Genomic DNA, 12,949 nt, shown 5'->3' with positions numbered 1-12,949 from the left:
GTCAGCGGCCTCGGGTCGCCGTCACCAGGCCGGTGACGAGGCCTGCCCGCTCCACCATCGACTCGACCAGCAGGTACTCGTGATCGGCGTGGGCTCCGCCGCCGACGGCGCCCAGCCCGTCGAGGGTCGGGACGCCGATCGCGGCGGTCAGGTTGCCGTCGCTCCCGCCGCCGACGGCCACCCCGGCGACTCCGGGCAGTAGCCGCCCGGCGACGGCGAACAGATCCGCCGCGGCCGATTCGGGCATCGGCGGCCGGTGGATCCCGCCCCGCACCATGATTTCCGCCCCTTCGAGGCGCGGGGTCAGCGCGGCGAACCCCGCTTCGACGCGCTCCTTCTCCGCGGCGGACTCGACCCGCACGTCGACCACGACGGTCGCGGAGGCGGGCACGACGTTGCTCGCCGTTCCCGCCGAAGCGACGGTCGGGGTGACGCTCGTCCCGATCTCGGGCCTGCCGAGCGCGACGATGTCCAGTACCTGATGCGCGGCTTCGGTCAGCGCGTTCACGCCGGCCTCCGGCTCGAGACCGGCGTGCGACGCCCGGCCGGTGATGACGACCTCGAACGTGCCGCAGCCCTTGCGGGCGATCTTGAGACCGCCGCCGTCGGCCGCTCCTTCGAACACCAGCACCGTGCCGCAAGCGCGGGCACGCTCCTCGATGAGCGCCCGGGATTCGTGCGAGCCCGTTTCTTCGTCGGCCGTCACCAGGATCTCGACGCCGGTCAGGTCCTCGAGCGCCGCCAGGCCGTGGATCGCCTGCACCAGTCCGCCGAGCATGTCGAACACCCCCGGACCGGTCACCCGGCCGTCGGCCACCGCGAACGGGCGGCGCGCCAAGGTGCCGATCGGGAACACGGTGTCGTGGTGCCCCAGGATCAGCACGCGCGGCTCGCCGCCGCCGGACCACCGGACGTGCGGTCCCGCCGCGCTCTCCACCAGGGTCGCGGTTCCGCCGAGACGGGTCTCGACGAGAGCGGCGACGGCTTCGGCCGAGGCCGTCAAAGCCTTGATGTCCCCCGAAGGAGACTCGATCTCGACGAGCGTCCTGAGGTCTTCGATCATCGCGTCGGCTGTCATGCGAACACTTTCGCGTATACGCCGTCGGCGCCGCGCATGGGATCGGGCAAGCCTGCGGCTCGAATTCGCCTGAAAGTCCGGTTTTCGACCTTAGGCGGTTGCCGACCGGCGCCGGACTGCGCATGCTTTGCGCCAACCCGGCGTCGGTGGGGGGTGTCCATGTACCAGGAACGCGAGTTCAGGCCCAGCCCGTTCCCCCGCGCGCTTTCCGAAGCGGTGGAGCACCGCGGGCTTTCCCTGTCCCGGATCCGCGCGCATCTGGCGGCACGCGGGGTTTCCGTGGCCGAATCGACCTTGAGCTATTGGCAGCGTGGGCTCCGGCATCCGTCGACGCCGCGCTCGCTCGACGTCGTTCGCGCGCTCGAAGCGGTGCTGGGCCTGCCCGCGGACAGTCTGGTCGTCCTGATCGGCCCGCAACGGCGGCCGCCCGGCGACGACCGCAGGCCCTCGTTGCCGGAACTGCGGCAAAGCTGGACCGAAACCTGCTCGCTGCTGGACGAACTGAGCGAAACACCCGGCGCGGCGGGAAACGCGAAGCTCGACGTCGCGACCGTCGTCGACGTGCTGACCATGACCGGGGAAGGCCGGATCTCGGAGATCTCCTCGACCATGGTGGTGCGGGCCCGGGAGCCCGGCGCGGACGGTTTCGTGGTGACCCATCAGGACGAACCCGGCACCGACATGGAGGCCACGACGGTCTTCGCGACCGACGGCTGCCGAAGAGGCAGAGTGCGCCGAAGCGCCTCGTCGCCGGGGATGGTGTTCGAGCTCCTCTTCGACCGCGGCCTGGCCGAAGGGGAAACACACACCTTCGCGTTCACGTTGCGCCTGGCCGCGTCAGTCCGTTCGACCTGTTTCCACCGGACGGTGCGCTCCCGCATGTCGGCGTATCTGCTCCGGATACGGTTCGACGACGGCGCGATCCCGGCCCGCTGCGTCAAAACCGTGCGGGAGCGCGAAGAACTGGCCCCCGTGGTGAGCGAACCGCTGCACCCCGGGCCGGGTGCGACGGTCAGTGCCTACTTCGAGGATCTCGGCGTCGGGATAGCGGGGATCGACCTCATCTGGGAGTGAGGCGGCGTTTCCGCCACACCGCGACCAGCACGACTCCCGCCCCGGCGACCCCGGCGGCGATCAGACCGGCCACGATCGCGACCGGCGGCCCGGTGTCGACGGGCGGGGGCACGGCCTGCCTGAAGCCGATCCCGCGATCGCGCTGGTAGTCCGATCCCGGCAGTTTGTCGGCGTAGCGGCCGTGTACTTCCCGCTGATAGCCGGAAAGCGGCACGAACTTCCCCACCGGCGACTGCGGCAGGCTCGCCTGCAGGAGCACCACACCGTCGGGGCCCAGTTCGTACCAGCCGTTGATCTGGGGTTCGTTGAGCAGGACCGAACCGGGCTTCAGCCGCACGCTCAGGGTTTCTTCGTCGTTGCCTGAGAACACGCTCGCCGCGACCCATTTTCCCGCGCCCTCGGGCATCGCTTGCAGCGTGGCCTTCTGGCCGGAATCCGCGGTGGCCGTCACCGCGACGGATCTCAGCACACCCGCGGGCGCGCCGGTGATGCCCCTGACGAAGTCGGGATTGAGGGTGTAGACCGGGATTCCCTTCTCCCCCATGGTGATCCGCCGGGGTTCGATCCGGGCGACCTGCCGGAAGTTCGATCTCGCGAGGCCGATCGCGTCCGGCTGCCCGGCGACACGCACGGCGGCCGCGAGATCGCCGTCCGAAAGCGGGACGACTCCCTCACCCGCCGCGGCGGGAAGCGTGGCGGGCAGCAGCGTCGCGACGGCCACCGCGAGACAACCGGCGAACTTCCGGCAGATCGTGTTCATGACCGCGGGTCAGCCCTTCCGGATGTTGACGATGGTGTCGTTCCAGCGGAACTGGCCGTTGCTGCGGTACTGGTTGTAGTTCCAGGTCTGGTAGCGCTGATACGTAGGCCACGGGTCGCCGACCATGATCGACTGGTTCGCCGAGTCGTAGCCGTAGATCACCTCGGCATGGCCGCCGCCGGAGGTCCAGTAGATCCCCGTCAGGTTCAGGATCCCGGCGTCGATCTGGCTGACGACGGAGCTGAAACCGATGGGCCCGCCCGCGTCCTGCGCGGAGAAGCCGGTGCCGCGGAAACCGCGGACGATCTCGGGGATCTGGGCGGGCTGGTTCGGGCAGTACCCGGCCGACGTGCCCTTGCCCGCGGCGCAGAACTGAGCCTGGGTGGCAGTGCCGCCCATCGACCGCTCGATGCTCGAACCGTCCGCCGCCCAGCACCATTGGTTGTACTGCTGCACCTGCTGGGTGTAGTTCAGCTGCTTGGAGGCGGCGGTCGCGGCGACCGTCATCGCGGTCCCCGCCACCGGCGCGACCTCGCGCACCTGGGTGTGGGTCTGGGTCTGGATCAGGCCGTGGGGCCGGTCCCCGGCGTCGCCGGGCTGCGCGAGAGCGGTGGCGGGCAGCATGCCCAGCGCGAAGACGGCGGCTCCGGTGGCCAGCGCGGCCCTCGAAAGACTCTTCACAGATGTCTCCTTTGACACGGGGATGGGGAGATCACCGTGCGCCGCTCCGGCTTCGGGAACAACGCCCTCACCGGGCGCGAAGGAGCCGCTGTGATCGTTCACAGGGCATGGACGCGCTCGCGTGCCAGGAAACATCAGGTCCGTGTGTGGCGGAGCGAGGGCCGCCGCGCAAGATTCACGGCCCCTTCACAAGGGCTGTGAATCCACCACAGGTCGGGACTTGGGTGTCGCGAGCGTGGTGGGCCGGCTGCGGCCCCGCAACGTGACGTCCTCCGTCGCCATCCACTGTGCGGCCTCGTCTTCGGCCGCCGACTCGATCGCCGTCCACGAAGCGAGCAACCGGGCTTCGACGTTCTTCGCCAGTTCGGTCAGCCGGGCGGCTTCGTTGACCGGGTCGCCGATCACCGTGTACTCGAACCGGCGCGGGTCGCCGACGTTCCCGGCGACCACCTCACCCGTCGCCACGCCGATCCCGGCCGGGCATTCGGGCACCTCCGCCGCCAGCCTGCGCGAAATCGCCCGTCCGGCGGACAGCGCGAGGGTCGCGTGGTCCTCCAGCCGCACCGGTGCGCCGAAGATCGCCAGCGCGGCGTCACCGACGAACTTGTTGACCAGCCCGTGGTTGCGGTCGACCTCGTCGACCACCACCGCGAAGAACCGGTTGAGCAGGCCGACGACCTCTTCGGGCGGACGGCTCGCGGCCAGCGCGGTCGACCCGATCAGGTCGACGAACAACACCGACACCGTCCGCACCGTGCCGCCGAGTTCGGCGGACGTGCGCATCGCCTCGATCGCGACGTCCTCGCCGACATGCCTGCCGAACAGGTCGCGCAAACGTTCGCGTTCCGCGAGACCGGCGGCCATCCCGTTGAAGCCCGCTTGCAGCAGACCGAGTTCGGTGCCGTCGTAGACCGGGATCTCCACGGCGAAGTCACCGGCACGCACCCGGCCGAGCGCGTGCTGCACCGACCGGATCGGGTTCACCACGGCGCGGGCGGTGAACACGGTCACCAGCAGACCGAAGACCAGCACCACCAGGCCGAGCACGATGACCGAGATGGCGAGCTTCGTGGTCGACACGTCGCCGCGCGCCCACGCCAGCACCGCCGTGACCACCAGCCCGGCCACCGGCACGCCGGTGCCGAGGCACCAGAACAGCAGCATCCGCAGGTTGACCCCGCCGCTGAGCCGCCGCGCCGGCGAGGTGCCCGTCAGCGCCAAGGCGGCGTACGGCCGCAGGATGAACTCTCCCGCCAGATAAGCGATCGCGCAGACGACCACACCCGCGAACGCGACGACGAGCAGTTCGGTGAGCACCACCCGCGGCTGCACCAGCGCGGCCAGCACGCCGAAGACCACGGTCGCGACGCCCCACAGCACCGCCTGGACCAGCGTCAGGCGCAACGGGACACGAAGACTCGCCGCGCGCTCCTCGTCGGTCGGCGTCCGGCCGTCGGCCGCCCAGCGCAACGTCCGCAACGCGCCGCGGGTGCCCCACAGCGCGCCCACGACCACGGCGGAGACCACGTAGACGGGGACCGCGATCGCGGTGACGCGGACGAGATCGCCGGACATGCCGGGAGCGGGCATGAGCAGGGCCGCCAGTCCGACCACGACCAGCGCGCCGATGACGTTGGTCGCGATCAGCGTCCCGGTGAGCAGCCCCTGGACGCGGCGCCGCAACACGGCCGAGTCCTGATCGAGCGGACCGAGCAGCCAGGAGCCGAACGGTCCTTGCCCTCGGCCCCGGACAGTGGAGTCGTTGTCTGGTCGCACCCGTGTCCCACCCGTTCACCCCGGTTTGAGTGAACGACTGTACACCGAAGCGGACACTGTCGTCAGCGGACGGTGCCGGAGCCGATCAGCGTCGTCGCGTCGAGTTCTGTCACGCCTTCGGCGCGCAGGGAATCGAGGTAGCGCTCACGCACCTGCTCGACGGCGCCGGGTTCGAGGTCGGCGAGAAGACCACGGAACCCGGAGCCGATGACGACCAGCCAGGCGACCTCCGGTGTCATGGTCAGCCGCAGCTCGTTGACCACGACGTCCACATCGGACAGATTCCGCTCGGAAAGCCATGCGGCATAAGTGTCGGCCTGATCGACGCGGTCGATCAAACCCGGTTTCCGTTCCGGTGGCGGAGCGGACTCGGTCACCTCGGCCACCGCGCGGCCGAGGTGACGGCCCGCCGCCACCATGGATCCGCCGCGCCAGATGGTGAACACGGCCCGGCCGCCGGACCGGGCCCGGGAGATCAGCCGCTCGGTGCCGTCCGTCATGTCGGGAAAGAAGAAGATGCCGAGCGCGGACTGCACGACGTCGTAGTCGCCCGTGTCCCACGCCGTCGCGTCGGCTTCGTGCACGCGCAGCTGCGGCAGATCCGCCGAACGGCGGCGCAACTCGCCGATCATCGGGCCGGAGAGGTCGATCGCGTCCACCACGCCGCCGGCCCCGACAGCACGCGCCGCGGGAATCGCCGAGGCCCCGGTGCCGCAGCAGGCGTCGAGGACACGGTCACCTTCACCGAGTCCGGCGGCCGCGACCGTGGCCGCGCCGATCGGCTCCCACAGATGGCGGCCCAGCGCGGTGAAATCGGCGGCCGCGGCGTCGAAGGCGCGCCGGGTTCCCACTTCGCGAGAAGACATGCCGTGACGATATCCGGTTCGCGCCCCGTGCGAACCCGCCTGCGACGGACGGCGGCAGCAGGAACCTCCATCCAGTGGGCGAATCGCGCACTGGACCGGCCCTAGCGTGGTCGGTATGAGGAGAACCTTGCTCGGACTGCTCGGCGCGGCCGCCGTCATGGGCGCGATCGCCACCCCTGCTTCCGCGAGTCCGCTCGAGACCAGGGAATTCGTCGGCCACGGGTCGAGCGACTTCGGCCTCGCGCTGTTCCACGCGCGCCACGACGCCAGGACCCAGGCGGAGCGGGCCGGGTTCACCGACTGCGAGGAGTACTTCAAGCTGGTCATCTCGCCCTACGACGCGACGGTCTTCTGGTGCTGCACCCGCTGATCCGGCTCCACCACGCGGGAAAGCTCGGCGGTGCCGTCGAAAAGAGCCCGCGAGCGGGCCGTGATCCCGGCGCCCCGGGCGGAGAGCGCGGCCGCGACGTCCTCCAGCCTCCGGGATCGCCGCAGCTCCGGCATCAGGGCCCGAAGGGGCGCGACGCGGTACCCGGCCAACCGCAGCTGCTGCACGATCCGCGCGTCCCGCACCTGGGACGGCGTGTACCGCCGCGTCCCCCGCTCGTCGCGGCCGGGGACGACGAGCCGTTCCGCGTCCCAGTGACGCAACGTCGAAGGACGCACGCCGAGCGCCGACGCCAGTTCGGAGACGCTCATCGAGTCCGAGCCGCGGACGTCTGCGATCGGTTCGCGGGAGATCACCCGGACGGCTTCCCTTGCCTCCTTGAGGTCCGCGCGTTCGGCGTCGCCCCCGGCGTGGGCGGCGTCGAGGAGCGCGAGGACGTCGGGGAGCGGATCCCGATGCAGAGCGCGGACGATCTTCTTCGCCTCGACCGGCCCCACTCCGGCGGCGAGCGCGCGATAGGCCAGCGCGGACCGGAGATGGATCTCCTCGTAGCTCCGGTAGCCGGAGGCCGTCCGCGTCGCCGCCGGGAGCACGCCGTCACGTTCGAGATTCCGCACCTGCTGCACAGAGTAGCCCGCCAGGCGAGCGATCTCCGCTGTGCGCAGTGATTTGAGACTTGACACCATCACCTCGTCGAAAACGTACCCGAACCCTCCATAAGCACTTTAATGCGACGCTTGAACACATGAACATCGACGACATCATCGGCTTCGTTTCGGACCTCGACGGCGTCCTGACCCTCACGCCGGGGCCGGGCGACGAGTGGCCGGAGCTCAGCTGGGGCGACGCGTTCTTCTACTACTCCCCCGACGGCGTCGTCCCGGCGAACGTCCAGCCCTTCGCGACGGTCGTGACCAAGAACTACCCCGGCGACGAGGCCTCGCGGCTGGACCGGCCGGGCGCGTTCCGCGTGAACATCCACGCGGGCAGGGAGGACTTCACCCGCCTGCTCGGCCGCGCTCCCCGCGACGCGGCCGAAACCGACATCGACCCCGCCGTCGAAGACACTGTGATCGCCCACCCGGTGTACGGGACGGCGGGCTGGCTGGCGGTGGTGAACCCGGCGTTGAAGACCGAAGCGGTCATCCGCGAACTGCTCGGCACGGCCTACCGGCTGGCCCGCGCACGGTACGAACGGCGCGCGGATTCCTCGCGCGGTTAGCGGACCGAATATCGTGGGGCGGTGGGCCGAAACCTTCAAACCCGCGAGCGGCTCAGGCCGGTCGACCTGGCACGTGAGCACGGCCTGTCCACGCAGGCCGTCCGCAATTACGAGGCGGACGGCATCCTTCCCGCCGCCGAACGCGGTCCGCACGGCTATCGCACCTACACGCCCCGGCACGCCCAGGCCCTGCGGGCGTTCTTGGCCCTCGTACCCGGGCACGGTCACGCGACGGCGGCGTCGATCATGGAGGCGGTCAACCGGGACGCGGTCGAGGAAGCGCTCAGGCTCGTCGACGAGAGCCACGCGCAGCTGCTGGAGGATCGCCGCACCCTCCAGGCCGTCGCGGACGCGCTCCGCGATCTCGAACCCGTGCCGCACGAGCGGGGCGAGATGTTCGTCGGTCCGCTGGCCAGGAAACTCGGCGTCCGGCCCGCCACGCTGCGCGAATGGGAACGTGCGGGCCTGCTCCGGCCCGAACGCGACCCGCGGACCGGCTACCGCGTCTACAGCGCGGCCGACGTGCGCGACGCCAAGCTGGCCCGTCAGCTCCGGCGGGGCGGCTACCTCCTGGAGCGGATAGCGCCGCTGATCGACCAGGTCCGCTCGGCCGGAGGTGTCGTGCCGCTCGAGTCGACACTGAGCGACTGGCACTCGCGGCTCTCGGCGAGGGGCCGGGCCCTGCTCTCCGGCGCAGCCGCGCTGAACACCTACCTCGACTGCTGACACTTTTCGGACAATGACACTTCCGCGCGATTGAATACACGGCTATTCACGCTTTTGCCTACGAAAGTAGGACCGTGATCGCGGAACCTACTTTCGGCGCTACGGCGAGGAAGACGGGCGCTCGTACTGTGCGTGACGTCGAGATGAACCGCCCGGTCCCTGCCTTTTAAACCATATTCCGGCGGTTCGTCGTCCCCTCCTTATCGAAGGAAATTCGCATGCGAATTCGCGGACCCGTCATGCTCACCCTGCTGAGCGTCTGCGCCGGAATCGGCGCTTTCGCCGTCCCGGCGACCGCCGCACCGGTCACCGCCTACGACCAGACGATGCTGGAGACCCTCGCCGCCCAGCTGCGCGTCAGCCCGCTTCAGGCCGCGCAGAAGCTGGACCACGAGAAGAACCTGATCGCCTCGCTCGAGAGCATCAGAACACGCGGTCTCCACACCGACGGCGCGTACTTCGACGACGCCGGCGCCCTTGTGGTGAACGCCGCCGACGCCGGATCCGCCGAGGCGGTCCGCTCTGCCGGGCTGACCCCGCGCACCGGCGCCCGTGGCGAGAACGCGCTGAACGCCCTGTCCGCCACCGTCGGCAAGGTGATCGGCAAGGACGTCGGCCAGGTGCAGGCGTGGGGTCCGGAACTCGCGGCCGACAAGGTCGTCGTCACCGTGCAGCCGGGTGCCGACAGCGCGCTCGTCCGCCGCCTCACGGCGCTGCCCGGCGTGGCGGTCCAGACCGGTGTCGCCAACGGCAACACCACGCAGGCCGACGTCATCGCCGGCCAGATCATGGACCTCGTCCCCGGCACCAACTGCTCGCTCGGCTTCCCCGGCACCACGAGCAACGGCAACAACGTGCTGCTCACCGCCGGGCACTGCGTCGAAGGCAACCCGGACATCCTGAACCGCAACGGCGTCCACATCGGACGGGGCGTCGCCACCCAGTTCCCGTCGGCCGACATGGGCCTGATGGACATCGACGCCGAGGACACCGGCCGCGGCTACGTGGACACCCGCAAGGGCACCACGGTGCGGATCACCGGCAGCTCGAAGGCGCCGGTCGGCACCACGCTGTGCAAGGCGGGCAACACCACCGGCTGGACCTGCGGCAAGATCACCGCCTACAACCAGACCGTCCGTTACAGCGGCGAAAGCGTCGCCACCTCCGGGCTGGCGAAGTCGACCGTCTGCACCGAGGGCGGCGACAGCGGCGGCGCCTACATCGCGGGCAACACCGCGCAGGGCATGACCTCCGGCGGCCCCGCCGACGGGCACGACTGCGGCTACAACCAGGGTGCCAACGCCACCGGTTCGTACTCGTACTACCAGCCGGTCGTGGACGCGGCGAACAAGTACGGGGTCACGCTGACCCGTTCCTGACGAAAAACGCCCGATGGCGGGGAGCGCCTGCTCCCCGCCATCGGGCGTTGTCACGCGTTCAGGATCTGCTCCCGCAGGATGTCCGCGTGGCCGCCGTGCTGGGCGAGTTCACGCAGCATGTGCAGGTACACCCACCGCAGCGGAAGCGGACCACGCCGGTTCCCAAGGAGCAGGTCGTCCAGATCGAGGGCCGCAGCCGCCTTGCGCGACGCCTCGCAGGCTTCGCGATACGCCTGCCGCACGGTGGCGATCGTGTCCTCCTCGTCGAGGACGAACGATTCGTCAGGGGTGGCGGGGAGGCCGATCTCGGTCCGCGGGCGGCAGGTGACGGCTTCGTCGAACCACACCTTTTCCACGAAGGTCGCGTGCTTCACGAGACCGAGCAGAGTCGTGCGGGAGGGAACGAGCGACCGGCGCGCCTGCTCCTCGGTCACCCCCTCCAGGCAGTCGTCGAGCACCCGGCGATGCTCGTCGAGGAACACCTCGAACTGTTCGCGGAGAGGATGGTTGAGGACGTCCAACGAAGGCATCGGTGAAGAGGACACGGGCGAAGCATCCCACCAGCCACAGCCGCGCGTGAAGGCCCCCTTCCCTCGGCTCAACCGAGGAAACTCGACCTTCACACCCCTCCCCGCCGCATAGCCGCTGGTCAGTCTCGCCCGTGGTGAGTCGAGCTGGACATCTTCGGCGACCCGGAGCGGCAGCTGACCGGGATGAGCCCGAACCCTGTATGTCCACAAAGGACGCTATCCGACAGTCGGATTTCCATTTGGTGTATGTATGTACGGATTTCGACAGGGTCGTGAGTGATTGGTGCGGTTCTATTGAGGGGCAAGGCAAAGGTGACAGGCCACGAAACCCCCGCGACCCGACACCTTTGCCTTACCCCTCCCTACTTCAGGAACTTGACCAGTTCGGCGCTCACGAACTCCGGATTCTCCTCGGCGAGCCAATGTCCCGCCCGCGGCACGTCGACCGCGCGGGCCAGGTTCGTGACACGGGGCGCCAGGGTGGCCTTCTGCGGTTCGAGCAGTCCTTCGGCGGTCATCAGCAGGGTGGGCGTGGTGATGGGTTTCGCGACGGTGTTCGCGGTCGCGTCCTGGCCGAGCGTGCGATACAGCTCGAAGCCGCCGTGCAGGACCTCCGGCCGGGTGTAGGTGCGGGCGTACTCGTCGATCTCGGCTTCGTCGAAGGGCGACGGCGCCCCGGGACCGCCGAACGCGGTCCCCGAGTAGGCGACCTGGGGATAGAACAGGGACAGGTACTCGCGCACGTCGTCGCCGACGACGGCTTCGGGAACCGTCTTCTGCGAGTGGAAGGCAATGTGCCAGCTCAGGTTCCGGTAGGCCGCCGCGTCGAGCGCGGGACCCGGCAACGGCAGGTCGAGATACGCGAGCTTGGTGAGGTCGCCGGGGAACTGCGCGGCGTACTGGAACGCCACCGCGGCGCCGAGGTCGTGGCCGACGATCCGGGCGTCGCGCAGGCCCAGCCGTCCGGCGACGAGACCGTGGACGTAGCGGGCCAAGGTGGCCTTGTCGTAACCGGGCGGCGCGCCGGCGCTGTCGCCGAGACCGGGCAGGTCGAGGGCGTACACCGTGAAGTGCTCGGCCAGCGCGGGCATGACACGGTGCCAGCCGTACCAGGTCTGCGGCCAGCCGTGCAGCAGGACGAGCGGGGCTCCCTTGCCGCCGGTGACGTAGTGCATCTTCACCCCGTCGACGTCGGCGAACTCGTGGCGGAACTGCCGCGCGAAAGCCGCGTCGCCGCGGGTGATGTTCTCGTGGGGCGGAGCGGCGGCCGAGGGCGAACCACACGCGGTCAACAGGACGAGGGCCACGACGAACGCGGCGGCTCGGTGAAGCATGGAAGTCTCCGTTTCAGCGCCCGGTGGCGCCGTCGATCAGTTCGCGCAGGATGTCGGCGTGTCCCGCGTGCCGTGCGGTTTCCTCGATCAGATGGGTCAGCGTCCAGCGCCGCGATCCCCGGCGTGGCCCCGCCGCGGCGAGGTCGTCCCATGACGCGATTTCGGCGTTCGCCTCGGCGATGGTTTCCCGGTAGGCGGCGAGAATCGACGCCGCCGTGTCGTCCGGGCCCGGATGGAACGTCGCCTTCCAATCGGCGACGCGGTGGCCGAGCAGCCAATGCCGTTCCACTTGGGTCAGGTGGTTGACCAGGCCCAGCAGGTTCGTCCCCGACGGCACGCCCGGAGTGCGTGCTTGCTCTTCCGGTACTCCTTCGGCCTTCGCCGCGACCGCGGAACGCAGATAGTCGAGGAACCCGGCGAGCACGTCCTTCTCGCCGGGGCCCGTCGAAGGCGGCCCGGCGTCGCGTTTGCGGCTCACCGCCCGGCCCTCCGGAGGATGAGGACGTGGTCGATGACGGTCGCGGTCCGGCCTTCCGGGCCGGTGGCCTGGCGTTCTGTCGACTCCGCGCGCTCGATCGACCATTCCGCCTGGTCGAGATCCAGTTCGGCCGCCACGTCACCCGGAGTGGGGTACTCGGCGTCCTGGTCCCACGACCAGGGCGCGGCGGAGCCGTGATCGACGACGACCAGCCGCCCGCCGGGATTCACCGCGCCCGCGGCGGCGCGCAGGACACGGGCACGATCGAGTGCGAAAGGAGTGTGGAAGTACTGCGCGGACACCAGATCGAAAGTGCCGTCGGGGAAGTCTTCGGCGAGATCGACCCGGAGCGCCGTGATCGGCCCGCCGCGTTCCCGGAGCGCGCGCACGGCCGCTCCGGAGATGTCGACCGCGGTCACCCGCCAGCCTCGGGCGGCCAGCCACAACGCGTCGCCCCCGCCTCCGCAGCCCAGGTCGAGCGCGGTGCCCGGGGCCAGCGGACCGGCGATCTCGGGCAGCCTCGCGTTCACCTTCGGTGTTCCGGCGGCACGCCGTTCGTGGAGTTCGTCCCAGAATTCCGTCGCGTTCATGACCACACCTTCGCCTCAGCGCAGCCGAATTGGCACGAAAACTTGCCGACCTGGCAAGATCGACGGC

15 protein-coding genes are annotated in these 12,949 nt (G+C 70.0%); 5 read left to right on the top strand and 10 right to left on the bottom strand.

The features are described from left to right. Position 1: 1 nt before the first annotated feature. Complete coding sequence (locus DL990_RS25460) at positions 2 to 1,078, bottom strand: M20 family metallopeptidase (protein WP_125800125.1); 1,077 nt, start codon at positions 1,076 to 1,078, stop codon at positions 2 to 4. Positions 1,079 to 1,237: 159 nt separating this feature from the next. On the opposite strand from DL990_RS25460, the gene DL990_RS25455 reads away from it, so the two are divergent. Next, a complete protein-coding gene (locus DL990_RS25455; protein ID WP_125787464.1) occupies positions 1,238 to 2,152 on the top strand; it encodes a helix-turn-helix transcriptional regulator in 915 nt (304 codons plus the stop codon). On the opposite strand, the gene DL990_RS25450 is transcribed toward DL990_RS25455, so the two are convergent. The 4 genes from DL990_RS25450 to DL990_RS25435 form a co-directional block, all read right to left on the bottom strand. Further along, positions 2,139 to 2,912: a hypothetical protein gene (locus DL990_RS25450; RefSeq protein ID WP_125787463.1), complete on the bottom strand. Its 774-nt coding sequence runs from the start codon at positions 2,910 to 2,912 to the stop codon at positions 2,139 to 2,141. The two genes, DL990_RS25455 and DL990_RS25450, sit on opposite strands and share 14 nt — an antisense overlap. Before the next feature lie 9 nt (positions 2,913 to 2,921). Then, positions 2,922 to 3,593: a papain-like cysteine protease family protein gene (locus tag DL990_RS25445; RefSeq protein ID WP_125787462.1), complete on the bottom strand. Its 672-nt coding sequence runs from the start codon at positions 3,591 to 3,593 to the stop codon at positions 2,922 to 2,924. Between the two features lie 186 nt (positions 3,594 to 3,779). Then, positions 3,780 to 5,369 carry an adenylate/guanylate cyclase domain-containing protein gene (locus DL990_RS25440; RefSeq protein ID WP_125787461.1) on the bottom strand — a complete coding sequence of 530 codons (1,590 nt, stop codon included), beginning with the start codon at positions 5,367 to 5,369 and terminating at the stop codon, positions 3,780 to 3,782. A 62-nt stretch (positions 5,370 to 5,431) separates the two neighbouring features. Then, a complete protein-coding gene (locus DL990_RS25435; protein WP_125800124.1) occupies positions 5,432 to 6,235 on the bottom strand; it encodes a class I SAM-dependent methyltransferase in 804 nt (267 codons plus the stop codon). A gap of 115 nt (positions 6,236 to 6,350) precedes the next feature. Between DL990_RS25435 and DL990_RS25430 the strand changes: the two genes are divergently transcribed. After that, positions 6,351 to 6,605, top strand: a complete 255-nt coding sequence (locus DL990_RS25430) for a hypothetical protein (RefSeq protein WP_199746589.1) — start codon at positions 6,351 to 6,353, stop codon at positions 6,603 to 6,605. Here the strand turns inward: DL990_RS25430 and DL990_RS25425 are convergent. After that, entirely contained in the window at positions 6,569 to 7,309 is a 741-nt protein-coding gene (locus DL990_RS25425; protein WP_233620565.1) for a MerR family transcriptional regulator, read from the bottom strand. The genes DL990_RS25430 and DL990_RS25425 overlap by 37 nt on opposite strands. 59 nt (positions 7,310 to 7,368) lie before the next feature. Between DL990_RS25425 and DL990_RS25420 the strand changes: the two genes are divergently transcribed. The 3 genes from DL990_RS25420 to DL990_RS25410 all read left to right on the top strand — a co-directional run bounded on the left by DL990_RS25420 (position 7,369) and on the right by DL990_RS25410 (position 9,950). Beyond that, positions 7,369 to 7,845, top strand: a complete 477-nt coding sequence (locus DL990_RS25420) for a DUF6194 family protein (protein WP_125800123.1) — start codon at positions 7,369 to 7,371, stop codon at positions 7,843 to 7,845. Positions 7,846 to 7,866: 21 nt separating this feature from the next. Further along, positions 7,867 to 8,571, top strand: a complete 705-nt coding sequence (locus tag DL990_RS25415; protein ID WP_125787458.1) for a TioE family transcriptional regulator — start codon at positions 7,867 to 7,869, stop codon at positions 8,569 to 8,571. Between the two features lie 218 nt (positions 8,572 to 8,789). Further along, positions 8,790 to 9,950 carry a S1 family peptidase gene (locus DL990_RS25410; protein ID WP_125800122.1) on the top strand — a complete coding sequence of 387 codons (1,161 nt, stop codon included), beginning with the start codon at positions 8,790 to 8,792 and terminating at the stop codon, positions 9,948 to 9,950. Between the two features lie 50 nt (positions 9,951 to 10,000). On the opposite strand, the gene DL990_RS25405 is transcribed toward DL990_RS25410, so the two are convergent. From DL990_RS25405 to DL990_RS25390, 4 genes are all read right to left on the bottom strand, one after another. Then, positions 10,001 to 10,480: a DinB family protein gene (locus DL990_RS25405; RefSeq protein WP_125787456.1), complete on the bottom strand. Its 480-nt coding sequence runs from the start codon at positions 10,478 to 10,480 to the stop codon at positions 10,001 to 10,003. A gap of 362 nt (positions 10,481 to 10,842) precedes the next feature. Then, positions 10,843 to 11,814: an alpha/beta fold hydrolase gene (locus DL990_RS25400; RefSeq protein ID WP_125800121.1), complete on the bottom strand. Its 972-nt coding sequence runs from the start codon at positions 11,812 to 11,814 to the stop codon at positions 10,843 to 10,845. 13 nt (positions 11,815 to 11,827) lie between these two features. After that, on the bottom strand, positions 11,828 to 12,292 hold the full coding sequence (locus DL990_RS25395; RefSeq protein ID WP_125800120.1) for a DinB family protein: 465 nt from the start codon (positions 12,290 to 12,292) through the stop codon (positions 11,828 to 11,830). Beyond that, positions 12,289 to 12,882, bottom strand: coding sequence for a bifunctional 2-polyprenyl-6-hydroxyphenol methylase/3-demethylubiquinol 3-O-methyltransferase UbiG (locus DL990_RS25390; protein ID WP_125800119.1), 594 nt, complete (start codon positions 12,880 to 12,882; stop codon positions 12,289 to 12,291). Before DL990_RS25390 ends, DL990_RS25395 begins: the two co-directional genes overlap by 4 nt. Between the last annotated feature and the right edge of the window lie 67 nt (positions 12,883 to 12,949).

It is taken from the genome of Amycolatopsis sp. WAC 01416 (assembly GCF_003947485.1).
In the GTDB taxonomy this organism is placed as follows: domain Bacteria; phylum Actinomycetota; class Actinomycetes; order Mycobacteriales; family Pseudonocardiaceae; genus Amycolatopsis.
Note: the sequence above shows the minus strand (reverse complement) of the source record. Positions and strands in the feature narration are given on the sequence as shown.

Bases quoted from the DNA above. Each gene is read 5' to 3' on its own strand.
- DL990_RS25410 (WP_125800122.1), top strand. From the start codon at position 8,790: ATGCGAATTCGCGGACCCGTCATGCTCACCCTGCTGAGCGTCTGCGCC.
- DL990_RS25390 (WP_125800119.1), bottom strand. From the start codon at position 12,882: ATGAACGCGACGGAATTCTGGGACGAACTCCACGAACGGCGTGCCGCC.
- DL990_RS25435 (WP_125800124.1), bottom strand. From the start codon at position 6,235: ATGTCTTCTCGCGAAGTGGGAACCCGGCGCGCCTTCGACGCCGCGGCC.
- DL990_RS25430 (WP_199746589.1), top strand. From the start codon at position 6,351: ATGAGGAGAACCTTGCTCGGACTGCTCGGCGCGGCCGCCGTCATGGGC.
- DL990_RS25450 (WP_125787463.1), bottom strand. From the start codon at position 2,912: ATGAACACGATCTGCCGGAAGTTCGCCGGTTGTCTCGCGGTGGCCGTC.
- DL990_RS25405 (WP_125787456.1), bottom strand. From the start codon at position 10,480: ATGCCTTCGTTGGACGTCCTCAACCATCCTCTCCGCGAACAGTTCGAG.
- DL990_RS25455 (WP_125787464.1), top strand. From the start codon at position 1,238: ATGTACCAGGAACGCGAGTTCAGGCCCAGCCCGTTCCCCCGCGCGCTT.
- DL990_RS25460 (WP_125800125.1), bottom strand. From the start codon at position 1,078: ATGACAGCCGACGCGATGATCGAAGACCTCAGGACGCTCGTCGAGATC.
- DL990_RS25400 (WP_125800121.1), bottom strand. From the start codon at position 11,814: ATGCTTCACCGAGCCGCCGCGTTCGTCGTGGCCCTCGTCCTGTTGACC.
- DL990_RS25425 (WP_233620565.1), bottom strand. From the start codon at position 7,309: ATGGTGTCAAGTCTCAAATCACTGCGCACAGCGGAGATCGCTCGCCTG.
- DL990_RS25420 (WP_125800123.1), top strand. From the start codon at position 7,369: ATGAACATCGACGACATCATCGGCTTCGTTTCGGACCTCGACGGCGTC.